General features: G+C 41.6%; 20 protein-coding genes. 10 read left to right on the plus strand and 10 right to left on the minus strand.

The annotated features are described in order from the left end of the window. Positions 1 to 59: 59 nt before the first annotated feature. The 3 genes from mnmA to B4N43_RS13655 all read left to right on the plus strand — a co-directional run bounded on the left by mnmA (position 60) and on the right by B4N43_RS13655 (position 2,995). On the plus strand, positions 60 to 1,151 hold the full coding sequence (gene mnmA / locus B4N43_RS13645; RefSeq protein WP_046672147.1) for a tRNA 2-thiouridine(34) synthase MnmA: 1,092 nt from the start codon (positions 60 to 62) through the stop codon (positions 1,149 to 1,151). A gap of 185 nt (positions 1,152 to 1,336) precedes the next feature. Next, positions 1,337 to 2,401, plus strand: a complete 1,065-nt coding sequence (locus tag B4N43_RS13650; RefSeq protein ID WP_145329700.1) for a PA0069 family radical SAM protein — start codon at positions 1,337 to 1,339, stop codon at positions 2,399 to 2,401. A gap of 51 nt (positions 2,402 to 2,452) precedes the next feature. Continuing rightward, positions 2,453 to 2,995 (plus strand): GNAT family N-acetyltransferase, encoded by a 543-nt coding sequence (locus B4N43_RS13655; protein WP_286735329.1) that lies wholly within the window; start codon positions 2,453 to 2,455, stop codon positions 2,993 to 2,995. Positions 2,996 to 3,066: 71 nt separating this feature from the next. Here B4N43_RS13655 and B4N43_RS13660 read toward each other — a convergent pair whose 3' ends face one another. From B4N43_RS13660 to B4N43_RS13675, 4 genes are all read right to left on the minus strand, one after another. Then, on the minus strand, positions 3,067 to 4,485 hold the full coding sequence (locus tag B4N43_RS13660; RefSeq protein ID WP_286735330.1) for an amino acid permease: 1,419 nt from the start codon (positions 4,483 to 4,485) through the stop codon (positions 3,067 to 3,069). Positions 4,486 to 4,870: 385 nt separating this feature from the next. Continuing rightward, the gene (locus tag B4N43_RS13665; protein ID WP_075993917.1) at positions 4,871 to 5,032 is read right to left on the minus strand and encodes a FeoB-associated Cys-rich membrane protein; all 162 of its coding nucleotides are present in this window, start codon (positions 5,030 to 5,032) and stop codon (positions 4,871 to 4,873) included. Positions 5,033 to 5,038: 6 nt separating this feature from the next. Then, positions 5,039 to 7,141 carry a ferrous iron transport protein B gene (gene feoB / locus B4N43_RS13670; protein WP_286735331.1) on the minus strand — a complete coding sequence of 701 codons (2,103 nt, stop codon included), beginning with the start codon at positions 7,139 to 7,141 and terminating at the stop codon, positions 5,039 to 5,041. Beyond that, positions 7,141 to 7,380 (minus strand): FeoA family protein, encoded by a 240-nt coding sequence (locus tag B4N43_RS13675; RefSeq protein ID WP_046672175.1) that lies wholly within the window; start codon positions 7,378 to 7,380, stop codon positions 7,141 to 7,143. Before B4N43_RS13675 ends, feoB begins: the two co-directional genes overlap by 1 nt. Before the next feature lie 128 nt (positions 7,381 to 7,508). Between B4N43_RS13675 and B4N43_RS13680 the strand changes: the two genes are divergently transcribed. Then, positions 7,509 to 7,958 (plus strand): MarR family winged helix-turn-helix transcriptional regulator, encoded by a 450-nt coding sequence (locus B4N43_RS13680; protein ID WP_286735332.1) that lies wholly within the window; start codon positions 7,509 to 7,511, stop codon positions 7,956 to 7,958. 5 nt (positions 7,959 to 7,963) lie between these two features. On the opposite strand, the gene B4N43_RS13685 is transcribed toward B4N43_RS13680, so the two are convergent. Both B4N43_RS13685 and B4N43_RS13690 read right to left on the minus strand, forming a co-directional pair. Continuing rightward, positions 7,964 to 8,773 (minus strand): ZIP family metal transporter, encoded by an 810-nt coding sequence (locus tag B4N43_RS13685; protein ID WP_075993914.1) that lies wholly within the window; start codon positions 8,771 to 8,773, stop codon positions 7,964 to 7,966. Further along, positions 8,773 to 9,354, minus strand: a complete 582-nt coding sequence (locus B4N43_RS13690) for a phosphatase PAP2 family protein (RefSeq protein ID WP_120336230.1) — start codon at positions 9,352 to 9,354, stop codon at positions 8,773 to 8,775. The genes B4N43_RS13685 and B4N43_RS13690 overlap by 1 nt, the downstream gene beginning before the upstream one ends. 200 nt (positions 9,355 to 9,554) lie before the next feature. Between B4N43_RS13690 and glmM the strand changes: the two genes are divergently transcribed. After that, positions 9,555 to 10,937 (plus strand): phosphoglucosamine mutase, encoded by a 1,383-nt coding sequence (gene glmM / locus B4N43_RS13695; RefSeq protein ID WP_120336231.1) that lies wholly within the window; start codon positions 9,555 to 9,557, stop codon positions 10,935 to 10,937. Between the two features lie 88 nt (positions 10,938 to 11,025). Beyond that, complete coding sequence (locus B4N43_RS13700) at positions 11,026 to 13,101, plus strand: Na+/H+ antiporter (RefSeq protein WP_145329712.1); 2,076 nt, start codon at positions 11,026 to 11,028, stop codon at positions 13,099 to 13,101. A 124-nt stretch (positions 13,102 to 13,225) separates the two neighbouring features. Here the strand turns inward: B4N43_RS13700 and B4N43_RS13705 are convergent, their stop codons facing one another. The 4 genes from B4N43_RS13705 to B4N43_RS13720 form a co-directional block, all read right to left on the minus strand. Then, complete coding sequence (locus B4N43_RS13705; protein ID WP_075993911.1) at positions 13,226 to 14,248, minus strand: WD40/YVTN/BNR-like repeat-containing protein; 1,023 nt, start codon at positions 14,246 to 14,248, stop codon at positions 13,226 to 13,228. 13 nt (positions 14,249 to 14,261) lie between these two features. After that, positions 14,262 to 14,735, minus strand: a complete 474-nt coding sequence (locus tag B4N43_RS13710; RefSeq protein WP_286735333.1) for a hypothetical protein — start codon at positions 14,733 to 14,735, stop codon at positions 14,262 to 14,264. Position 14,736: 1 nt separating this feature from the next. Beyond that, the gene (locus B4N43_RS13715; protein WP_286735334.1) at positions 14,737 to 15,225 is read right to left on the minus strand and encodes a hypothetical protein; all 489 of its coding nucleotides are present in this window, start codon (positions 15,223 to 15,225) and stop codon (positions 14,737 to 14,739) included. Between the two features lie 96 nt (positions 15,226 to 15,321). Continuing rightward, positions 15,322 to 16,344, minus strand: coding sequence for a LacI family DNA-binding transcriptional regulator (locus B4N43_RS13720; RefSeq protein ID WP_286735335.1), 1,023 nt, complete (start codon positions 16,342 to 16,344; stop codon positions 15,322 to 15,324). A gap of 120 nt (positions 16,345 to 16,464) precedes the next feature. Here B4N43_RS13720 and B4N43_RS13725 point away from each other — a divergent pair, with 120 nt between their 5' ends. From B4N43_RS13725 to B4N43_RS13740, 4 genes are all read left to right on the plus strand, one after another. Next, entirely contained in the window at positions 16,465 to 17,949 is a 1,485-nt protein-coding gene (locus B4N43_RS13725) for a xylulokinase (RefSeq protein WP_201638736.1), read from the plus strand. Between the two features lies 1 nt (position 17,950). Further along, complete coding sequence (gene xylA, locus B4N43_RS13730; RefSeq protein WP_075993907.1) at positions 17,951 to 19,279, plus strand: xylose isomerase; 1,329 nt, start codon at positions 17,951 to 17,953, stop codon at positions 19,277 to 19,279. 51 nt (positions 19,280 to 19,330) lie between these two features. Then, positions 19,331 to 21,007: a sodium/sugar symporter gene (locus tag B4N43_RS13735; protein ID WP_088162628.1), complete on the plus strand. Its 1,677-nt coding sequence runs from the start codon at positions 19,331 to 19,333 to the stop codon at positions 21,005 to 21,007. A 136-nt stretch (positions 21,008 to 21,143) separates the two neighbouring features. Then, positions 21,144 to 23,099, plus strand: a complete 1,956-nt coding sequence (locus B4N43_RS13740) for a gamma-glutamyltransferase family protein (RefSeq protein WP_286735336.1) — start codon at positions 21,144 to 21,146, stop codon at positions 23,097 to 23,099. Positions 23,100 to 23,137 lie beyond the last annotated feature (38 nt).

Below are 23,137 nucleotides of genomic sequence, written 5' to 3' on the forward strand. Positions count from 1 at the left end.
CAAGAAACTAACATATAGGAAAAGGAATAAGCTGTATCTTTGCATTTCAATAATTAGAGATGAGTAAAAGAGGAAGAGTTTTAGTTGCAATGAGTGGAGGGGTAGATAGCTCCGTTGCTTCTGTCATGCTCCACGAACAAGGATATGAAGTTATCGGTATCACGATGAAGACATGGGATTATGCATCCGCAGGTGGTTCGTCGAAAGAGACCGGATGTTGTAGCCTTGATAGTATCAATGACGCTCGTACATTAGCCGTAAACTATGGTTTCCCTCATTATATATTAGATATACGTGATGAGTTTGGAGATTTTGTGATTGATAATTTTGTAGAAGAATATATTGCTGGACGCACGCCTAACCCATGCGTATTGTGTAATACCCACATCAAATGGGAGGCTTTAATGAAACGTGCTGACAAATTGGACTGTGAATTTATCGCTACCGGGCACTATGCCAATATCCGTATGCACGACAATGGTCGCTATGTGATATCAAAAGGTAAGGATGAAAATAAAGATCAATCTTATGTTCTATGGGGCGTGTCTCAAGAAAACCTTGCGCGGACGCAGTTTCCTTTAGGATCTTTCACGAAAAAGGAAATTCGTCAGATGGCTTTGGATATGGGACAAAAAGAATTGGCCAATAAGTCTGAAAGTTATGAAATCTGTTTCGTTCCTGACAACGACTACCGTGCGTTTTTGAGACATAAGGTGCCAACATTGGATCAACAAATTGGTCCGGGTAATTTTATCCTTTCCGATGGTACCGTCGTCGGTAAACATATTGGCTATCCTTATTTCACCATCGGTCAACGTAAAGGCTTAGGTATTGCCTTGGGTAAACCGATGTTTGTGATCGAAATCCTTCCAGAAAGTAATACGGTGGTATTGGGTGAAGAACACGAACTTGAAAAGTCACATGCCTATGTTCGCAATGTGAACTTTGTGAAATATGCCGGACTGGATCAACCGATGGAAGCAATTTCAAAGGTACGTTATAAAGATTCTGGTGCTTTGTCGACCATCTCCCAAGAAGGCGATAAAGTGCGCATTGATTTTGTACACAATGTGAAAGGTATTGCTCCTGGACAATCGGCCGTTTTTTATGAAGGCAATGATCTACTCGGTGGTGGTTTCTTAATGAAATAATAAGAAGCTGGACTGAGATCTAGCATAAGAATTTTAATCCCTATCCTGTAACGACAGTATAGGGATTTTTTGTTTGGTTTAAAATGCGACTTATCTGGGCTTCTAATTCGAAGATATTCACTTTCCGCTATAAAGATTGAGAAATCTTAATTTGATACTACTAATAATTTTAGTAATTTTAACTTATGAATTCGTCAGAATATTTTAAGGGTAGAGGGGCGCAGATCAATCCCAATAACAAATTTTTTTCTAACCAATACGTGCAGGAGCATGTTGAAGGGCTGGATGAGGAGTTTTTGGGGGCCGAAAAAACACAATTTATTCCGACTCATCCAAAATCCATTATTTCCAAGTCAAATAGTCCGGATCTCCGTTTTGAAAGATCCATTAATCCCTATCAGGGCTGTGAACATGGGTGTATTTACTGTTATGCGCGCAATTCGCATGAGTATTGGGGTTTTAGTGCAGGATTGGATTTTGAGCGTAAGATCTTGGTAAAACATAATGCCGCTCAGCTTCTCGAACAGGAGTTTAGAAAATCGAGCTATCAGCCCGATTTGATTATGCTTTCCGGTAATACAGACTGTTATCAACCTATTGAACGGAAGCTGGGTATCACACGTTCGCTTTTAGAATTGATGGTCAAATACCAGCATCCGGTCTCTATCATCAGCAAAAATGTACTGATGCGGCGGGATTTTGATCTTTTGCGTGAACTTGCAGCACGCAATCTGGTTTCCGTTGCAGTAACCATCAATTCGTTGCGCGAGGAGGTACGTCAGAAAATGGAACCACGTACTGCAACGGCATCGGCCCGGTTGAAACTGATCGAGGGATTGACAGGGATTGGTGTACCCGTCATGCTGATGATGGCACCCATTGTTCCGGGGATCAATAGTGATGAGATTTCAGATCTGATTCGTTCGGGGGCAGATGCGGGCGCAATTACAGCCTCTTATACCATCGTGCGGCTCAATGGACAGATCGGTGGTATCTTTAAGGATTGGCTCTATCAGAACTACCCTGACCGTGCTGAGAAGGTATTACATTGGATTGAAGCCTGTCATGGTGGAAAAATTAACGATACCGATTTCGGGCGGAGGATAAAAGGGGATGGTCATATGGCCGAGAGTTTACAGCATTTATTCAAGCTTTCTGTCAAGAAATATATGAATAATGGGACGCTCCCATCCTTGAGAAGGGATCTTTTTCGCTTACCCGATGCAGGCACACAGCTGGGATTGTTTTAGTTATTAGTGTCAAATGGCAGCAGAAAATAAGCCATTTGTGTAATTTTAAAAATGGAAATTAAAACAGAACGGCTCAAGCTCAGATCCGTAGAGAAAATAGATTTGGAAAATATCCATTCCCTATTAATGTACCCTGAATCTGCATTGTTTAATCCGAGTGGATTTCCGGATGGAATAGCCCATACGGCGCAAATGGTGGAAGCTTGGTCAGCGCAAATCCATGAATCCGATGTCCGAAAGGATTATACCTTTTATATAGAAACTCTAGAAGGAAAGGAGTTTATTGGTCTAATTAATATCAGCGTTGTCAAGCTACGCTATCGAAATGCAGAAGTATGGTTTAAGCTTGTTCCGACAATGTGGAATAAGGGCTATGCAACAGAGGCATTGAACCGAATCCTGACATTTGGTTTCAAGGAACTTAATTTTCATAGAATTGAGGGCGGTTGTGCGGTTGAAAATATCGCTTCCGCTAAAGTAATGGAGAAAGTCGGCATGGTCAAAGAGGCTCGCAGACGGAAAATTTTACCGTTAAAAGATGATTGGAGCGATAATTATGAATTTGCTATTCTCGAGGAGGAATACCCGCTTTAAATTTTAGCAAAAAAGCCTGATTCATGCAATGAATCAGGCTTTTTTTATTGATAAGATCGAGGTTCTGTGAACTAAGATTTCTTTCTTTTGATCAAAACATAACTCACATAGAGTAATATAAGCCAAGCGGGGATCAATTCTACCGGAAGTTTCATTCCTGTGATCCACATGATGCCAAGTACAGCGATCAAAAAGATCAGACAGATATAGTTACTTAGGGGATATAGAAAGGATGGGAACTTGGTCCGCAAGTGGGCATCGAGTTTATTTTTTCTGAAATACAAATGTGTAATGGAAATCATGACCCAGTTTATAATCAGTGAAGATACCACAAGCGACATCAAGATCTCCAAGGCATTTTTCGGCGCAATATAGTTGATAAATACACAGATCGCAGCGAAAAGTGCCGAGACCAAAATTGCGTTAATAGGCGCATGATTCTTGTTGAGTTTCGAAAGAAAACGAGGGGCATTCCCCTGTTCTGCCAGTCCATATAGCATTCTGCTGTTGCTGTACACACTGCTATTATATACTGATAATGCGGCGGTAAGAACAATGAGATTTAGCGTATTTGCGATAATTTTTGTGAAATAGAAAGTCTTTCCAAAGAGGGTAAATTCAAATCCATTAAGTTTGTCAAATACCAGTACAAAAGGACTTGTATCGGCGGTGATATTCGTCCACGGTGTCAAAGAGAAAAGAATAATGAGTGCACCTACATAAAAGATCAAGATCCGATAGATCACCTGGTTGGTCGCTTTGGGGATGTTCTTTTCGGGATGTTCGGCTTCTGCAGCAGTAATACCAACCAACTCTAGACCACCGAAAGAAAACATAATCAATGCCATGGCCGAAAGGAGACCTTCAAAATTGCCATCCGATGTTTCGCTAAACCAGCCTTTTGGGAAAAAACCGCCATGTGAAGTCAGGTTGCTGAGACTTGCCTGCTCACCTCCAGTACCGCTTACCAGTAAGTATACACCAAAAACAATCATTGCGATGATCGCAATAACCTTAATGATAGAAAACCAAAATTCCGTCTCGCCATAAATTTTGACAGAGGCAAGATTAAGGGCGTTGATTGCAAAGAAGAAAAATAAACTTGATGCCCATAGGGGTATTTCAGGCCACCAGAACTGCACATAAACACCTATTGCTGTAAGTTCGGCCATGCTTACCAAGATATACAGGACCCAATAGTTCCAGCCCGAAGCATAACCTGCAAAAGAACCCCAATATTTATTGGCGAAGTAGCTAAAACTTCCTGAAACAGGTTCTTCAACGACCATCTCGCCCAATTGGCGCATAATAAAAAAAGCAATAATTCCAGCGAAAGCATAGCCGAGTATAACTGCCGGCCCAGCCAGTGTGGCAGCCTTTCCGATACCTAGAAATAAGCCTGTACCAATTGCACCACCCAGGGCAATTAATTGAATATGTCTATTTTGAAGTCCTCTTTTTAATTCTTCCTTATTGTTCTGTTTCTCCATGTGTATGGTTAATACGGTTACTAGTCTGTTTTGACCGATCCTTGGCAGGGGAAACCTGTGAAGACTTTACTCCTTACCAGAATCGAATTGGTCAAAATTGCTGCCGCTGTATGATGTGCCGACGAATAACGTGGCTCCCAGTGCATCTTTTGCCCTAAGCGCATAAAGTTAATAAAACACTTAGGTATTTGTGCACATTCTGTTGTGCTTTTAATGTATTTCGTTGTTTTTTTATAAACAATGGCCGGAGCCATGTTTTTGGCTAAGAAATAGAAAGCGCCGTAATTTAGAAATACGGCGCTTTATGAATTAGTAGCTAGTGTGATTTTTGGCCACTCTAGCTAATAACGAAATCTTATTTGCAAATGCTACTCAAAAAGATAAATTAATTTGCTTTTTGTGTTTTTTCTACGCTGCAGTCGCATCCACAGCCTTTCGAGCAGCTCGACTTGCCCTTTAATGATTTTCGGACATTTTTAACGACATACCATACAGCCGCCAAGACGAGAATTCCTACGATGAGATATTGTACTGTTAAATTATCCATAGCTTTTTATTTTAAAAGTTGATAAGCAATTAAGGCACTGAAATAGGCCAAACCTGTCATAAAACCAAGCTGTATTAAAGTCCATTTCCATGAGCCTGTTTCCCTTTTTACTGCCGCAATTGTACTCATACATTGCATAGCAAAAGCATAGAACAGTAATAAGGATACACCGGAAGCTAAATTGTAAGCCGGTAAACCGGTATTCCGGTTAATTTCGCTTTTCATTTTGCCTAATACCGTTGTTTTAGATGCTTCATCTTCGATATCCACTTCATCACCAAGGCTATATACTGTTGCCATTGTGCCCACAAACACTTCACGGGCAGCAAAGGAAGAAATGAGACCTATGCCCATCTTCCAGTCATAGCCCAATGGTTTAACAACAGGTTCAATAGCCATGCCAAGATAACCAAGGAAGGAGTGTTCCAGACGATATGATGAAACTTCATGCTCCAAATCTGCTTCGGACAGGTTGGGGTTATTTTTTGTTACATATTCTTCTGCTTGGCTAAATTTGTCGTTTGGACCAAAACTACCTAATGCCCAGAGTATAACAGAAATGGCTAAAATAATTTTACCTGCGCCGAAGACAAAGCTTGATGCTTTTTCCCAGACATTTAAGGCTACATTTTTCCAATCCGGAGTCTTATAGGTGGGGAGTTCAAAGATGAGAAATGATTTGTGTTTTGATTTGATGACTTTGGTCAGGATAATCGCGGATAGCAAAGCTGCGAATATGCCAAGCAGGTACATCACAAACAATACAATACCTTGTATTTGAAAGCCTCCTAATTTCGTGTCCGGTATCACCAGTCCGATCAGAACGATATAAATAGGAAGACGTGCCGAGCAGGTCATAAAAGGCGTTACGAGAATAGTGACCAGTCTTTCTTTGCTATTTTCGATGTTACGTGCAGACATGACCGCAGGAACAGCACAGGCTACGCCCGAAATCAATGGAATCACTGATTTTCCATTCAGACCAAAGGGACGAAGCCAGCGGTCCATCAGGAAAACAACACGGCTCATATAGCCCGTTTCTTCCATGATCGAGATAAAGATGTATAAAATAACGATCTGTGGGATGAAGATTACAATCCCGCCAATACCTTTGATAATACCATTGCTGAGTAAATCGGTCAGAGGTCCTGCAGGAAGTGTTGTTTGTGTATAGGCCGCAAGATCACCAAATAAACCGTCGATAAAATCCATGGCAGGTCCAGACCAGGTATAAATTGCCTGGAAGATTAAAAAGAGGATGCCAAAGAAGATGACGTAACCAAAGATTGGGTGAAGCAGGATGCTATCGATCGTATTGGTTTTGTTTTTATTCGAGGATTCATCCTTTACATAGATTTCAGCAAGGCTGCTATCTAGGGATTTACTGCGCAATATGGCTTCGTCTTTTTGCAGCTTCTCGGCCCGCAATTGATATTTTTCACGGATTTGCTGAATAGCCTGATTTTTTTCCTTCGATAAAAAGGATACTTCGCCTTTGGCCAGGTATTGCCAGGTGTGGTATTCCGTATCTAATGGAAACAGACGTTTAGTTTCCTCTAATGCTGCATCAGCTTCCGTTGGTAGACTGAATTTGCTGATATACATGGGCGGAACAGCATCAAAGTTTTTGATCAGCTGATCGATACCTTGCCCCGTACGTGCATTGGTTTCGTATACTTTAGTATTTAATAGGTGTTCAAGTTTTTGAACATCGATTGTAATTCCTTTTTCTTTGGCTTCATCAATCATATTGATGACAAAGATGGCCGGCAGACCGAGTTCCCGGGCTTGTTGATAAAGAATAATAGACCGTTTTAGGTTCGTAGGTTCAGCGACGACAACGACGAGGTTTGGTCTGAAACTACTTTCTTTATTGACTAAAGTGTTGAAAACAACTTCTTCGTCCAGTGAACTTGGGAACAGGGTATATGTACCCGGTAAGTCAATAATACGATAAACTTTGTTGTTGGCTTTAACTTGCCCCTCACGTTTTTCGACCGTAATACCGGGATAATTTCCTACTTTCTGATTTAATTTTGTAATCCGGTTAAATAGAGATGTTTTACCCACATTTGGATTACCCAAAAGTGCAATAATCGGGTTATTCATTATTTCTGATCAATAAGGATGACTTTAGCTTCTGATTTGCGGATAGCAATTAAGGCGTTATTAGCACTAATATTTAGACATATGGGACCGTCCAAAGGTGCGATATGTTTCACTTCTACTTCAGTACCGGGTATAAACCCCAATTCGAAAAATTTAGCTGGAATTTCGTGTGAATCAAAATCTATAATTACCGCTTTTTCCCCTTTTTTTAGCTTATCTAAGCTAGTTCTATTACGCATCTGCCTGTTTTTTTGAATTCTTCAAATATACAGAATTTCTACCATTTAGAATGATTCTAATGTCATAGTTATGTATTTAGTAAAAAACAGCTATCTTTACTATTCAGAACGATTAATTATCAACCAGAATGAAGATTGAGGACGAAATCAAAGTAAGTAAATTCAGCAATGAATGGCATCGTTGTACGGTAAATATTCTATACACGTACAATTGGATTAACAATGAGCTTGAACAGCGTGCTGCCAAAGAAGGAATCACTTTGAAACAGTTTAATGTCTTGCGCATATTGAGGGGCCAATTTCCCAAGCCTGCAACCAATAATCTGATTAAATCAAGAATGTTGAGCACTACACCGGATATTTCGCGTATGATTGATCGCATGGTTTCCAAAGAATTGGTTTCACGTTGTCAATCGGGTGGTGATAAAAGGGCAGTGGATTTGGTTATCACTGAGAAGGGCCTCGAGATTCTTAAGAGTTTAGATGAGGATATGCTGATGAAGGATCTTTTACCCGATCGAATCAGCGAAGAAGAGGCAATGACTTTAAGTGCACTGTTGGATAAACTTCGCGGCTAAAGAAATTAATGCGCATGGTCATGATGTTCATGATCATGCGGTTGTTGATGCTGATCGTGCCCATGATCATGTTCTCCGACAAATAAGAAACTTCCGAGTGCAATAGCAACACCGGCTATCACAGCAATCATTTTCTTTTTATTGAATTTATGATGGTCAATTGAGCCCGATTCAAAAAGTATCGTTGTCGATATGTGCAAGAAGATACCAATAACCACGGCCATGATTTTATCAAAATATTGCTGGATATTGCCTACTTCACCTGCACTGATGGCTTTGCTCAGCAAAAAACCAAAAGGCGTCATTGCCGCAAATAGAGCTAGTGTAATGAGGATGGTGTTTTTCTTTAAATGCGTGCTTATTAGAATACTTCCCAATGCAAATGCCGCCGGAATGTGGTGGATGGATATGCCTAGTGCAAGTTCAGTCTGATGTGTTGCTGCAAGCGGCATGCCCTCAAGGAAAGCATGAAGACATAGACTGAACATAATACCTATTGGAAAACGATGATTGTGGTGGTCATGATCATTGTCGGTATGGATATGGCCATGCTCGATCCCTTGGGAGAACTGTTCAAGAAAGAGCTGGAAAAGAAATCCAGCAAGCACATAAATACCCAATACCTCAGGTGAAGTATTGTTAGACTGATAGACATGCGGAATGAGGTGCAGTACTGTAATAGAGAATAAATAGGCTCCACTGAAAGAAAGGATGAGTTTAAGGAAACTGGTTCCTTTCTTTTGTACAAAAAATACAGCAATTCCACTTGCAAATGCAGGTATGAATAAAATTAAAATCAATAAAATTGAATTCATTATACGTGTTCAGTTTTAAAAAAGCTAGGCACAAACCGTTTGAATAAGTAGCCTGTTGCCAATCCAACCAGGATACCTAAGGCTGAACCACAGAGGACATCAAACGGGTAATGGACACCAACATAAATTTGGGAGACTGAAATTAGCGTTGCCCAGGTAATACAAAGCCAAAGCGCATGTTTCCATCTTCTCCGGAAAAGTACAATCCAGAAAAAAGCAAGAGAAAAATGATTGGCCGCATGAGAGGAGGTAAAGCTAAAGCCAGAGCCACACCGCACCCGGATGTTGACATTTTCTTTAAACTCCACGTCGTTACATGGTCTAATCCTTTTTACAGTCTTTTTGATCAAATGAGATGATATACCATCGGAAATTCCGAAGGTAACCAAGGTCATGGCAACAATTAGAATTCCCGTTTTTCCATAGGTCTTTATGAAAAATATGATCAGAAATAAATACAAGGGTGCCCAGGTATATGGATTGCGTAGTATAGGCAATAACCAATCAAACACGGGGTTACTCAAGCCCTGATTAATGGCCAGAAAAATCTCTTGATCGATGTGTACTAATTGTTGAATCATAAATGTTGCTGATGACAATGAAATTCCCAAACTTTAAAAACTCACTTTTCAAAAGTAAAAATAATTTCATTGCAAACGGTTGTTTCTTTTAAAAACAACTTTGTTGCAACAAATATACGTTAAATATTTATTAATTATAATTTTAATTCGATATTTTATTGCCATTGTGCTAAATTTACACGTTAATCAATTCAAAAGAAATGACTTTAATTAAATCAATATCAGGAATACGAGGTACGATAGGCGGGCGTGCTGGAGAGGCACTTACCCCAATAGATATCGTTAAGTTTACAGCTGCTTATGGCAAAATAATTGTTAAGCAGAGTGGTATCAAAAAAATTGTTGTTGGAAGAGATGCGCGTGTTTCTGGTGAGATGGTAAGTAATTTGGTGATTGGTACCTTGCAAAGCATCGGTGTTGATGTGGTTGATTTAGGTCTTTCAACAACGCCAACGGTAGAGATCGCTGTACCTATGGAAAAAGCTGCTGGTGGTATTATTTTGACTGCTTCACACAATCCAGGTCAATGGAATGCGCTAAAGTTACTGAATGCAAAGGGCGAATTTATTTCAGATGCCGAAGGGCAAGAGGTATTGGCCCTTGGTGAATCCTTAGACTTTGATTTTTCCGAAGTTGAAGCATTAGGACAGGTTCATAAAGACTATTCATATTTACAGAAACATGTAGACGCTGTATTAGCGTTGGAATATGTTGATAAGGAAGCTATTAAAGCCGCTAATTTTAAAGTTGCTTTGGATGCCGTAAACAGTACAGGTGGTACATTTATACCTGCCTTATTGGATGCGCTTGGTGTGCAGACAATCTATAAAATCCATTGTGAGCCGAATGGTCAGTTTCCGCATAATCCCGAACCATTAAAAGAGAATTTGACAGATCTATCAGCTGCGGTTATTGAAAACAAAGCTGATTTAGGGATTGCTGTAGATCCAGATGTAGATCGATTGGTCTTTATGATGGAGGATGGTGAGCTATTTGGTGAAGAATATACCTTAGTGGCAGTAGCAGATTATTTATTGCAGCATAAAAAAGGAAATACAGTTTCTAATTTATCTTCTACACGCGCACTGCGTGATGTGACTAAAGCACATGGTGGCGAATATTATGCCGCTGCTGTTGGTGAAGTCAACGTGGTTACAAAGATGAAGGAAGTGGATGCGGTAATTGGCGGAGAAGGAAATGGCGGTGTTATCTATCCTGCATCTCACTATGGCCGTGATGCACTGGTAGGGGTAGCGATCTTCTTGACACATCTGGCTAAACTTGGTAAAAAAGCCTCCGAATACCGCGCCTCTTTACCGCAGTACTTTATGTCAAAAAACAAGATTACACTGACTCCGGAATTGGACATTGACAACTTATTGGCCAAAATGGAGGAAAAATATAAAAATGAAGACCATTCAACAATCGATGGATTGAAAATAGACTTTGAAAATGAATGGGTTCATTTACGTAAATCGAATACCGAACCGATTATTCGGATTTACTCGGAGGGACCTACGCCTGAAGCTGCTGAGCAGATCGCGCAGAAGATTATCCGCGAAATTGAAGAAATAATTAAATAAAGATAAAAAGCTGCCTATGCAGCTTTTTGTTTTAAGACTGATCTCATCGGAAGAGGATTGTCTTAGCTATTACGAAGTTTTATAATGTATGATTAGAAAGATCATTTTAGGTACGTATTGTTTTCTTAGTTTAATTTTATTTGTCTTTCCGACAAGTGCCCAGCAGCCTATGGACGAAATCAATGGGCTACTGGATCGTTGGCACAAAACTTCGGGTGAGGTAAAGTATGGTCCATTTTTGAATGTTATTGCTTCAGATGGAGTTATTTTGGGTACTGATCATGATGAAAGGTGGGATAAAGCCCATGCAGAGAAGTTCAGCGATCAATATTTCAATCCCAAAAATGCCTGGACTTACACCTATGACAAGCGGCATATCAGCTTTAATGCCGATAGCACGACGGCCTGGTTTGATGAAACGTTTAAGATCAATACCAAGTCCTTTCGTGGCGTGGGCGTATTAAGTAAGCAGGACAATGAATGGAAGCTTCGTCAATACAGCATGTCCATGTCGGCACCTTATGCGGATGTGAAAGCGGCCGTAGGTGGAAAGGCAGGTCAGAAAATTCACAGTAACCTGTTATTGGTGATGGTGCTGTTTTTCTTTATGGCCATGTTATTTGTGCTGAGTCAACGCCTCAAGATCTCTTACCCCATTCTGTTGGTTGTTGGCGGACTTGTGATCTCGTTGATCCCCGGGGCACCTGTCATAAGTGTTGATCCTGATATCGTGTTTATGGTATTTTTGCCACCCTTACTTTTTGAAGCAGCCTGGTATACCAATTGGGGGAATTTTCTAAAGTGGCGACGGTCTATTTTTATCATGGGCTTTGGTTTGGTCTTCTTCACATCGCTGGCGATTGCCTACTTTTCGGTCAGTATTATTCCGGGATTTACCTTGGCGCTGGGCTTTTTACTGGGTGGGATTATCTCTCCTCCAGATGCCGTGGCTGCTAGTTCTGTCCTGAAAGGGGTAAGTATTCCTAAACGTGGAATTGCGATATTGGAAGGGGAAAGCCTGGTGAATGATGCAGCCTCATTGACGGTATTTAGATTTGCATCCATTGCGATTCTTACTGGCCAGTTTGTGATGAGCAATGCGACGACGCAGTTTCTGATGTTATCGGTCATGGGTGTTGTCGTTGGTCTGGTCATCGGTCACATCCTCTATATATTCCTACGTTATGTTGCTAAGTCGTCGAGTATTTCAACACCCATAACCCTTATTGCACCTTACCTGATGTATATTGTTGCGGAGCATTTTGAGTGGTCGGGGGTCTTGGCCGTGGTTAGTGGCGGATTGTTTCTTTCCTTCCGGGCAGGGGATTACCTCAACTATCATACACGGATCCAAACCAAAGAAGTGTGGGCGACAGTGGGTTTTCTCTTAAATGGATTTGTCTTTATCCTCATTGGACTTGAACTCCCGGTGATCATCAATGGTTTGGGGGAATACTCCATGGAGGAAGCTATTGATTATGCATTGGCGATTTGTGTAATTGTTATTGTTTTGCGATTAATCGCCGTTTATCTTTCGGCTTTTGTTCCCAGGATATTATTCAAACGGGTCCGCATCAAGGAAAAGAGTCCAGGGTGGAAATTACCCCTGGTCGTTGGTTGGGCCGGTATGCGCGGAGTGGTTTCTTTGGCATCAGCATTGGCAATACCATTGACTTTATATGATGGAACGGCCTTCCCACACCGAAATCTGATTTTGTTCATTACATTTGTGGTGATTTTAGTGACGCTTGTTTTTCAGGGGCTTACATTGCCTTTGTTGATTAAATTGATAAAAATTGAAGAGGTCGATGAGCAAGCTTCAATGGAGGAGCAAATCGATGAGATTCGGGTACGTCTTGGTAAAGAATCTATTGCGTATCTGGATAAACATTACGCAAAGGAAATGCTGGAGCATGAGACAATTGCCCGTGTTAAAGAGCAGATCATCCGGAGTGTAAATGCATCCGAACGAGCGAAAGAGGAGGATACACGTGCGCAGCTTTCTGCAGTAAGGGGGCTCTATAATAAAATTATGTTGGAACTTTTGGCGCTACGTCGTGACGGCCTGTACAAGATCAAGGAAAGCAAGGCCTTTGACAGTGATGTTATTAAAGAGATCGAGTATTCCCTGGATTTGGAAGAATCGCGTTTGTCGCGCAAGTAGTTGTTTATAAGTGAGTAAATATCAGTTTTTTTGCACTGCGAAACCTAGCTCCAGTGTTGCAAAAAATAGTGCGCCGTTGTTGTAAGAAATAGCGTGTAGAGGTGCAAAAAATAGCGAATTTAGCTTATAATGCTAAATTCGCTATTTTTCCTTTATCACCCACTAAAAATATCGCTTGGCCTTTTTTTGCCTTTTGTACGGCATTGAAGCTTTCCTTTCCGATAGGCGTCCAGTTTTTTCCGCCGTCATTAGAGAGGTCTGTACCCGAGGTTCCCGTGCTGATCAGCTGTTTTTTTGAAAGGTAAATAACGGCCGACTTAAAGCCATCGGGAGCTGTTTCTGGCGCAAACCATGTTTTACCGCCATCGTTGGTTAACAGGCTATTTTTGTCTTTGTTTTTATCCTCTTTGTAATCGCCACCGACTACAATACCAGTTTTCGACGAGTAAAATGCAACGGAAAAAGGACCGGTGCTATTTTTCCCCTGAATGATGGGGCAGCTGTAACGTTGCCATGTGTCCCCCTGATCTTTGCTGCTGTAGATATTGGCTGCTGTTCCACCGGTGGCAATCCAGTATGTCCCTTTATTATCGCAGTAGATGGAGGTTCCACTGGCCGCAAAACCGGCCTCTCCTTCGGTAATTGTAAAGTGCATATTCGCGGATATATCTTTCCAGGACCTTCCGAAATCGATGCTTTTTAATAGTGGCATTTTCCCCTGAATGGCGTCGCCAAAGGCAATACCGATCCCTTTTGGTGTAAAAGCAAAACCGTCATAAAATATTTCGGGCCGCTTATCTATGAATACTTCTTTCCAGCTTCGACCGCCGTCATGGGTACTTAAGATGATGGCCGGGGAACCTGCCGAAATAATTAAGGCTTCGTTCTCATCAAATGCTTCGATATCCCTAAAATCTGTTTTTTCGTAGCCAATTGGATTTACCCACTGCCAGTTTTTTCCAGCATCGGTGCTGAGCCCGACGGTACCATTGCTTCCGCTTACCCATACAGTTGTATCATCGACTACACTTAGGCCTCTGTAGCTGCTGTTGCGTTCTTGATTTACGATGTTGATTTTTGCTTGTTGAGCACTCAGCTGGCTCAATAAGAAGGTTTGGATAATAAAGACCAGAAATAAAGGTTTCATGTGGTTATGCTTTTTATTTAAACAAATCTACTCGTCTTTTTGAAATTTTTCCCTGTTTTTTTAAGATTGTTTTGCGGAGCTGAAGAAATCCAACGGTCATTTTCCGTGGTGATTTAAAATAAGGAATGCTCAGTACGACCAACAGCGCGATGCAGGCGGAAGTGCCGAGGGCTCCGCCATAACCAGTAAAAAATTTACTGGTATTGAGCAGTATTGTCGTGAAAATAGCGCCAGCTAGAGCCAAACCAAAATAGGTTGATAACTGGTTTTTGGAAACCATGCCTATAAATGACGCGCCTATAAAAATAGGGGGAATGTACTGTGCGAGATGAGGAGAAACACTTTGTGGGAAGAAATGTAGAAAACCTGCAACAAGTAAGGTCAGCAATGCCGATGAACGCACTGCCCCTTGGTGAAACTTGGTGTTGACATAGTATGTCGCCGTGCTCCCGATGATGCCAACTAGGTATAAAATGAATGTTTCCATATTACTTAAAAATATATAAAAGGAGGTAAGTCAGTGAAACACCAAGAAAGGCCAATGTGCCTAGTTTACCGCCGACACCATTTAATAAACTTTTCGATACAATCAGAAAGATCGCTGTAAAAATACTCGCTGCTAAAATAAAAGAGAACCCATGAGCCACTTGCGCATTGGACATTCCTACAAATGCGCCGCAATAAATTGCTGCTGGAAGGTGGGGCAGATAAGTCGAATTTTTGTTGATATTTGGAATGAAAGAGGCTATGGTACCTGTCAGCGCAGCGCCCAATACAGGACCCAAGCCGAAGACCTGATTGAAATAGTAGGATGCAATCGCTCCTACAGGTACCCAAAGGGCAATTTTGATCGATTCATATTCATGCCTGTGATGATGAATGGGCGACCTGAGGTAACTGTATAAGATCAGTAAGGACAATAGGCCAATAAAAGCCAATACAATATAAGAATGTGTATTTTCTACAAAGATGGCCACTAAAAAAAGGGCCTGAATGACGAATAATAAGCAGATGCTTATTATCCTAAATTTCTGCCGGGCTTGCATTTAAACAAATTTAGGCAAAGGTACTGATTATTTGTCTATTCTATTGGTAGATTTTCTTTTTATCAATATGGGATCAAGAACAATCTGTTCGATGGCATCGTACGGATTTTTTTGTTTGACCATTTTCAGAAAGAGTTTTGCACATTCTTCCCCCATTTTGTTGGCCTGTTGATCAATACTTGATAGTGTAGGGCTGATAAAGGAAGAAAAGGTCTGGTTTGCAAAACCGATCACTCCTGTCGCTGGAATGGCAATATTTGCAGTTTTTAAGGCCTGTATAATCCCGACAGCTGTAAAGTCATCACCACCAATAAAGGCGTCCGGTTGGATCGCAGATTTTAAAATCTGTTCGGTTCCTTTGATGCCGGCTTCAATAGATAAGTCGCCGCGAATGATAAAGTCTTTCCGTGGGGAAATCTGCGCATCTTTTAAGGCCGCTTCGAAACCATGGAAACGATCCTGGAAAATAGCGATTTCTTTGTCCGTTGTGATAAAGGCAATGTTTTTATAACCCTGTTCGAGCAGATGTTGTGTGGCAAGGTAGCCTGCTTTAAAATCGTCAAGTTTGACCACAGGAGCAGGAATATCTTTATGGGTACGGTCAAAAATAACCAGGCATTTGCGCTGATTGATCACTTCCTGAAAATGCTGGGTTTCTTGCGTCTCCAGCGACAACGAAGCAATGATGCCGTCTACCTGAGCTTCAAGTAAGGTCTTCACGCCATTGACTTCATCTTCAAACGATTCATTCGATTGATAAAGCAATAGGCTGTAGTTGTGTTTTTTTAACTCTTTTTCAATGCTATGTACGGCTTCTGCAAAAAAATGAATTTGCATGGTAGGAACAATGACACCGATGGTATTGGACTTGCCCGAGGAAAGAGAAGAGGCCAACTTATTGACGCTGTAATTCAATTCCTTTGCTTTGTCGAGCACCAGCTTTCGTGTCGCCTCGCTGATCGTAGGCACATTATTCAATGCGCGCGATACGGTAGAGACTGTCACTCCAAGCGCACGGGCTATATCATAAATTGTCGTTTTTTTATTCACGCTCCAAAGTAAATAATTTTATTTAATATTTTGATAATTCAGAAACATACCCTACTTTTATGCAACCGGTTGCAATATTGAGCCGATGTTGTTTTTTATAACCAATTTGAATTGATTACCATGTATTTATTAGGTATAGACGTAGGTACTTCTTCTGTAAAAGTTTCGATTGTCGAGGCATCTTCACAACGTAAGGTTTGCTCGGTGCAATATCCGGATGTAGAAGCTCCCATAATTACTTTGGAGCCCAATTGGGCAGAACAGAACCCGCTCGATTGGTGGGACTACTTTAAACAGGCTCTGTTGAAGGCAAACGGGCTGGGCCTGTATGACCCCAAAGCAATTTCGGCCATTGGCATTGCATACCAGATGCACGGCTTAGTTGTGGTCGATAAAGATCAGCATGTGTTGCGAAATGCCATTATCTGGTGCGACAGCAGGGCTGTTGAATTGGGAAATATCGCTTTTGAAGAAATCGGAAGGTCTTTTAATCTGAGTCATCATCTGAATTCCCCGGGTAATTTCACAGCGTCAAAGTTGGCCTGGGTAAAAGCAAACGAGCCGGAAATTTATGAAAAAATAGATAAGATCATGTTGCCGGGGGATTTCATCGCCATGAAACTTTCGGGGCAGGTGACGACTTCCATTTCAGCCCTATCTGAGGGGATATTCTGGGATTTCAAGGATAATGTATTGTCGCGTACGATTATGGATTATTATGGCTTTGATGATCATCTTATTCCTGAGATCTTACCTGTGTTTTCAACGCATGGTCAAATTAAAGCCGCTGTTGCTGAAGAACTTGGGCTTTCTGGTACAGTGACCATCAATTATAAAGCCGGCGACCAGCCTAACAATGCACTTTCGCTGAATGTCCTTCAACCTGGTGAAGTTGCTGCGACCGCAGGTACTTCCGGGGTGATCTATGGCGTCAGCGACAAGCTGATCGCCGACCGCGAATCGCGTGTAAATACATTTGCTCATGTGAATTATCAGGAGAATGATATCCGTACAGGTGTACTGCTCTGTATCAATGGAACAGGCATTATGAATAGCTGGGGTAGACGTTTGTTGGGACGCGATTTGTCTTACGAACAGATTAACGCCCAGGCTGGCGCATCTCCTATCGGTAGCAAAGGATTGCAGGTTATCCCATTTGGCAACGGTGCCGAGCGGATGCTCAATAATCAAACGGTTGGAGCTTCAATTTCAGCGATAGATTTGAATAGGCATGAGACAAGCGATATACTGCGTGCTATACAGGAAGGGATTGCATATGCTTTTCGCTATGGTTTGGATATCATGCGCGAAAACAATCTGTATCCAAATATGATTCGTGCAGGTTATGCAAATTTATTCTTGAGCGCTGTTTTCAGGGAGTCATTTGTGGGAGCCACTGACGTTCCAGTTGAAATCTTTAATCATGATGGCAGTATTGGAGCCGCTCTTGGAGCAGGTATAGGAAGTGGGTATTATGCAGATTTTAAAGAAGCTTTTCGGTCTTTGAAACCTGTGTATACAGTGGAACCTCAATTTGTAGCGCAATATGAGGAGCATTATCAGCAATGGAAGGAATTATTAAACAAACAAATAAATAGTAAATAAGATGAATATTATCAAAGGGAAAAAAGAATTTTTTAAAGGCGTTGGCCAAATTCAATTTGAAGGAAAGGACAGTACAAATCCATTGGCTTTCCGTTATTATAATCCAAAACAAATTGTTGGCGGCAAAACCATGGAAGAGTACTTTAAATTTGCCTGTTCGTACTGGCATTCTTTCAATGGTAACGGATCTGATCCATTTGGCGGACCGACACATCAATTTCCATGGGATGAAAGCAACGATGTAATCACAAGGGCAAAAGATAAAATGGATGCGGCATTCGAATTTATCAGTAAAATAAATATACCCTACTATTGCTTCCATGATGTGGACTTAGTTGATTATTCGGATAATGTGGTTGAAAATGAAAAACGTCTGTCGACTATCGTTGATTATGCGAAGGAAAAACAACAGGAAAGCGGTATAAAATTGCTTTGGGGAACAGCCAATCTTTTTAGCCATAAACGCTACATGAATGGAGCAGCAACTAATCCAGATTTTCATGTTCTTGCACATGGTGGCGCACAGGTCAAGGCAGCCTTGGACGCAACGATTGCTCTTGGTGGTGAAAATTATGTGTTCTGGGGTGGTAGAGAGGGGTATATGAGCCTTTTAAATACCAATATGAAGCGTGAGCAGGAACATCTTGCCCAGTTTTTACACATGGCCAAGGATTATGCCCGCAAAAATGGTTTTAAAGGAACTTTCTTTATAGAGCCGAAACCATGTGAGCCTACAAAACATCAATACGATTATGATGCGGCTACCGTGCTGGGCTTCCTGCGCCAGTATAATCTTTTGGAAGATTTTAAATTAAATTTAGAGGTAAACCATGCGACATTGGCCGGACATACGTTCCAGCATGAGCTACAGGTTGCTGTAGATGCAGGTAAATTGGGCTCCATTGATGCTAACCGCGGTGATTATCAAAATGGATGGGATACAGATCAATTTCCGAATGATATCAATGAATTGACCGAAGCCATGTTGATTATTTTAGAAGGTGGTGGATTCCAAGGTGGAGGTGTGAATTTTGATGCCAAAATCCGTCGGAACTCGACAGATCCTGAAGATTTGTTTTATGCACATATCGGTGGTATGGATCTTTTTGCGCGCGCGCTTATTACGGCAGATCGTATCTTGCAAGACTCGGATTACAAAAAAATACGGGCCGATCGTTATGCTTCTTTTGATACAGGCCATGGTGCGTCATTTGAAGAACGGACATTGACCCTGGAGAACTTAAGGGATTTAGCAGTGGAATTAGGTGAGCCGAAAACGATTAGTGGTAAACAGGAGTATTTAGAAAATTTGGTCAATAGATATATATAGTTCTAAAAATATTTCTATATTAGGCGATCAAATTAAACCAATTACCAATACATGAATAATTATTTAAGCACAAAAGATTACATCGTTTTCCTGGTATACTTTGTTATTGTAGCAGGTTACGGATTATGGGTGTATTATCGCAAAAAATCTGAATCTGTAGGTTCCAAAGACTATTTTTTGGCTGAGGGGTCATTGACTTGGTGGGCTATCGGAGCTTCACTTATTGCGTCCAATATTTCGGCCGAGCAATTTATCGGTATGAGCGGTTCCGGATTTAAGATGGGATTGGCTATTGCGACTTACGAGTGGATGGCTGCCATTACACTGATTGTCGTTGCGGTATTTTTTATCCCGGTATACTTAAAGAACAAGATCTTTACGATGCCACAGTTTCTCCATAAACGATATAATGGGACTGTTGCGATGATCATGGCCGTTTTCTGGTTATTGTTGTATGTTGTCGTTAATTTGACATCCATCCTCTATTTGGGAGCCATTGCGGTAAGTAGTATTTCCGGTATCAGTCTGGATGCCTGTATGTATGCCATTGCGATTTTTGCTGTGATCATTACATTGGGAGGAATGAAAGTAATCGGTTATACGGATATTATTCAGGTTTTCTTTTTGGTATTGGGTGGTTTGGCTACCACTTACCTAGCCTTGAATCTCGTTTCAGAGCACTATGGTGGCTCAGGAGTATTGGAAGGCTATCACTTGATGACCGAAAAAGCTTCCGACCACTTCCATATGATTTTGGATCGTAAAAATGAGAACTATCTCGATTTACCGGGGTTAACTGTGTTGATTGGCGGTATGTGGATCGTTAATTTGAATTACTGGGGGTGTAATCAATACATCACGCAACGCGCGCTTGGAGCAGATTTGAAAACCGCGAGAAACGGTATCTTGTTTGCAGCATTTCTGAAGTTATTAATGCCTATCATTGTTGTGTTGCCGGGTATTGCAGCCTATGTAATGTGGAAAGATGGCTTGTTCCAAAATGAAATGATGCAACATGGTGAGGTAAACCCTGACCACGCTTATCCAGTTTTGTTGAATTTATTGCCAGCAGGTTTAAAAGGCTTGTCTTTTGCAGCACTAACAGCTGCAGTGGTCGCTTCTTTGGCAGGTAAAGCAAACAGTATCGCTACAATCTTCTCCTTGGATATTTATAAAAAAGTATTCAATACAGAAGCATCGGACAAGAAATTGGTCAATATCGGCAAGCTAACTGTTGTGGTTGCCATGATTTTGGGTGTGCTGATTGCTCCACATTTGGGTATTGATAAAAAAGGTGGATTCCAATATATTCAAGAATATACGGGTTTTGTATCTCCAGGTATTTTTGCGATGTTCATTTTAGGATTCTTCTGGAAGAAAGCAACTTCAAATGCAGCTTTGTTTGCAACAATTGGTGGTTTTATTTTCTCCATCATCTTCAAGAAATTGCCGGATTGGGTCGATCTGTCATTCTTGTCATCGACAGGTTTCTCCGTTCCAAATCCAACAACAGGAGTCTACGAAATTCCATTTTTGGATAGAATGGGATTCGTCTTCATCATCTGTATTATCGGTATGATTCTCATCAGTATAGTCGACAATAAGCGCGGTGTCGTGCCAGCTGGATTGGAAGTTGATACCACGATGTTTAAACCACACCGGGCGTTTTTGGTCATTGCATTGATCGTAGCGCTATTGGTTACAGCATTATATTCTATTTATTGGTAAACCAATAGCAAATAAGATTTTAAAAACTCCTATCAATCTCGGTTGATGGGAGTTTTTTGTTTGTTTTAAAAATACCTATCTTGGTTTTACTAAAACCATTGCTTAACGAAAGATTGCTTAACGAAAGATTGCTGCTATGAAAAGAAGATCCCCCTTGCTACTGATGACGCTGTTTGGATTGCTCACTACCTGTACGCCGATGATGAGTTCCGCTCAGCGTACACAGAAACCACCTTTACATGGAAAACATTGGATGGCTATTACGGGCAAACCCTTGGCGGCAACAGCGGGTGCCCAGCTATTCCAACAAGGGGGAAATGCGGTGGACGCTGCTTGTGCAATGCTCGCAGCAACCTGTACGATGTGGGATGTACTGAGTTGGGGCGGAGAGACGCAGGCCTTAATTTATCATCCGAAACTAAAGAAGGTCATTGCGATAAATGCCTTGGGGGTAGCACCCAGTGGAGCGACAGTCGATTTTTTTAGATCAAAGGGCTACGAATTTCCACCAGAATATGGTCCCCTTGCTGCTGTCACACCGGGTACACCCGGCGGTTTGTGCTATATGTTGGCTCATTATGGAACGAAAAGTCTAGCAGAAGTATTAGCTCCTGCTCTTGAAATGGCTGCAGGGTACCCGATTGATGCGCAAACTGCAACGAGTATTGAACGTGGCAAAGAGCGCATTAAAGAATGGCCATACAGTAAAAAGGTGTTTTTAGTACATGATGGTAAATCCTGGGAAGCTCCCGAAGCCGGAGAGGTTTTTGTACAGCAGGATCTGCATAAGACCCTATCCAAATTGATAGAAGCCGAAAAGCAGGCTCTTGCAGCGGGTAAAGATCGAAAGGCTGCAATCATGGCTGCTTATGATCGATTTTACACCGGCGATATTGCAGATGAATTTGTCCGTGGCAGTAAGGAGCAAGGAGGCTTAATCACGAAAGCAGACCTAGCCAATTGGAAACCTATTGAGGAGGAACCATTGCATGTCAATTATAAGGGCATAGATGTGTATAAATTACAAGAATGGACACAGGGACCGGCCATGCTGCAGAGTTTGCAGTTGCTGAAAAACTTCGATCTAAAGGCAATGGGTTATAATTCGGCTCCCTATATCCATACACTCTATCAAGTTATGAACTTGGCCTTTGCCGATCGGGATTTTTATTACGGTGATCCTTACGGTAAACCTAAGACACCTATTCAAGGTCTTTTACATGAGTCCTATGCCAAGGCGAGGGCCGCAACCATTGATCTTAAGCAAAATAACCCAAATGTACTTCCCGGAGACCCTTATCCCTACGAAGGTAAGCAGAATCCGTATCTTTCGTTACTGGAGCAGCGTAAGAAAGAGTTTACGCCACATACGGAGCTGAAAAATGATTTTGTTCCTAAACATGACGCACGCTCAAGTTCGTCGCTAACGGAATTGCCAAAAACAGCTCTTTTGGCATCTTTAACGGTGGATAGTGCTTATGTCGACCGTTTATTGCGGGGAACCACAAGCGTTGAAGCTGCGGATGAAGAAGGTTGGGTTGTTTCGATCACACCGAGTGGTGGTTGGCTCCCTGCCTGTATCGCCGGGAATACCGGGGTGGGCATGAGCCAACGTTTGCAGAGTTTTGTCTTAGATTCGTTGATTAACCCGTTCAATGTGGTCGAGCCGGGGAAAAGACCGCGTGTAACGCTTACGCCTTCGATGGCTTTGAAAAACGGAAAACCTTACCTTTCTTTTGCTGTGCAGGGAGGAGATACACAGGATCAAAACCTATTGCAGTTTTTCTTGAATATGGTCGAGTTTGGTATGACGCCACAACAAGCCAGCGAGGCGGCCAATATCAACAGTAACCAGCTTTGGCTATCGCTGGGAGGAACGAAGACCGATGATCGAAAACCGCGCTCAGGTAGCCTTCTATTGGATAAAAATACGGCACCAGCAATTATTGAACAATTAAAGAAAATGGGGTATAGCATACAGCTCGGTGATCGTACCAGTGGACCTATCAATGCTATTTATTTCGACCAGCAGCACCATACACTTTGGGGTGGCAGCAGCAACAATGGGGAGGACTATGGCATCGGGTGGTAGTGTCTCATTAGCTTGCTGCTGGGTTTTGGTTTTGTTAT

Origin of the sequence: Sphingobacterium sp. UBA1897 (assembly GCF_002337775.1) — a bacterium.
In the GTDB taxonomy this organism is placed as follows: domain Bacteria; phylum Bacteroidota; class Bacteroidia; order Sphingobacteriales; family Sphingobacteriaceae; genus Sphingobacterium; species Sphingobacterium siyangense.

Coding starts and splice junctions, on each gene's coding strand:
- B4N43_RS13655 (WP_286735329.1), top strand. CDS start 2,453: ATGGAAATTAAAACAGAACGGCTCAAGCTCAGATCCGTAGAGAAAATA.
- B4N43_RS13675 (WP_046672175.1), bottom strand. CDS start 7,380: ATGCGTAATAGAACTAGCTTAGATAAGCTAAAAAAAGGGGAAAAAGCG.
- B4N43_RS13685 (WP_075993914.1), bottom strand. CDS start 8,773: ATGAATTCAATTTTATTGATTTTAATTTTATTCATACCTGCATTTGCA.
- B4N43_RS13650 (WP_145329700.1), top strand. CDS start 1,337: ATGAATTCGTCAGAATATTTTAAGGGTAGAGGGGCGCAGATCAATCCC.
- xylA (WP_075993907.1), top strand. CDS start 17,951: ATGAATATTATCAAAGGGAAAAAAGAATTTTTTAAAGGCGTTGGCCAA.
- B4N43_RS13725 (WP_201638736.1), top strand. CDS start 16,465: ATGTATTTATTAGGTATAGACGTAGGTACTTCTTCTGTAAAAGTTTCG.
- B4N43_RS13740 (WP_286735336.1), top strand. CDS start 21,144: ATGAAAAGAAGATCCCCCTTGCTACTGATGACGCTGTTTGGATTGCTC.
- B4N43_RS13690 (WP_120336230.1), bottom strand. CDS start 9,354: ATGATTCAACAATTAGTACACATCGATCAAGAGATTTTTCTGGCCATT.
- glmM (WP_120336231.1), top strand. CDS start 9,555: ATGACTTTAATTAAATCAATATCAGGAATACGAGGTACGATAGGCGGG.
- B4N43_RS13700 (WP_145329712.1), top strand. CDS start 11,026: ATGATTAGAAAGATCATTTTAGGTACGTATTGTTTTCTTAGTTTAATT.
- B4N43_RS13680 (WP_286735332.1), top strand. CDS start 7,509: ATGAAGATTGAGGACGAAATCAAAGTAAGTAAATTCAGCAATGAATGG.
- feoB (WP_286735331.1), bottom strand. CDS start 7,141: ATGAATAACCCGATTATTGCACTTTTGGGTAATCCAAATGTGGGTAAA.
- B4N43_RS13665 (WP_075993917.1), bottom strand. CDS start 5,032: ATGGATAATTTAACAGTACAATATCTCATCGTAGGAATTCTCGTCTTG.
- B4N43_RS13660 (WP_286735330.1), bottom strand. CDS start 4,485: ATGGAGAAACAGAACAATAAGGAAGAATTAAAAAGAGGACTTCAAAAT.
- mnmA (WP_046672147.1), top strand. CDS start 60: ATGAGTAAAAGAGGAAGAGTTTTAGTTGCAATGAGTGGAGGGGTAGAT.
- B4N43_RS13705 (WP_075993911.1), bottom strand. CDS start 14,248: ATGAAACCTTTATTTCTGGTCTTTATTATCCAAACCTTCTTATTGAGC.
- B4N43_RS13710 (WP_286735333.1), bottom strand. CDS start 14,735: ATGGAAACATTCATTTTATACCTAGTTGGCATCATCGGGAGCACGGCG.
- B4N43_RS13735 (WP_088162628.1), top strand. CDS start 19,331: ATGAATAATTATTTAAGCACAAAAGATTACATCGTTTTCCTGGTATAC.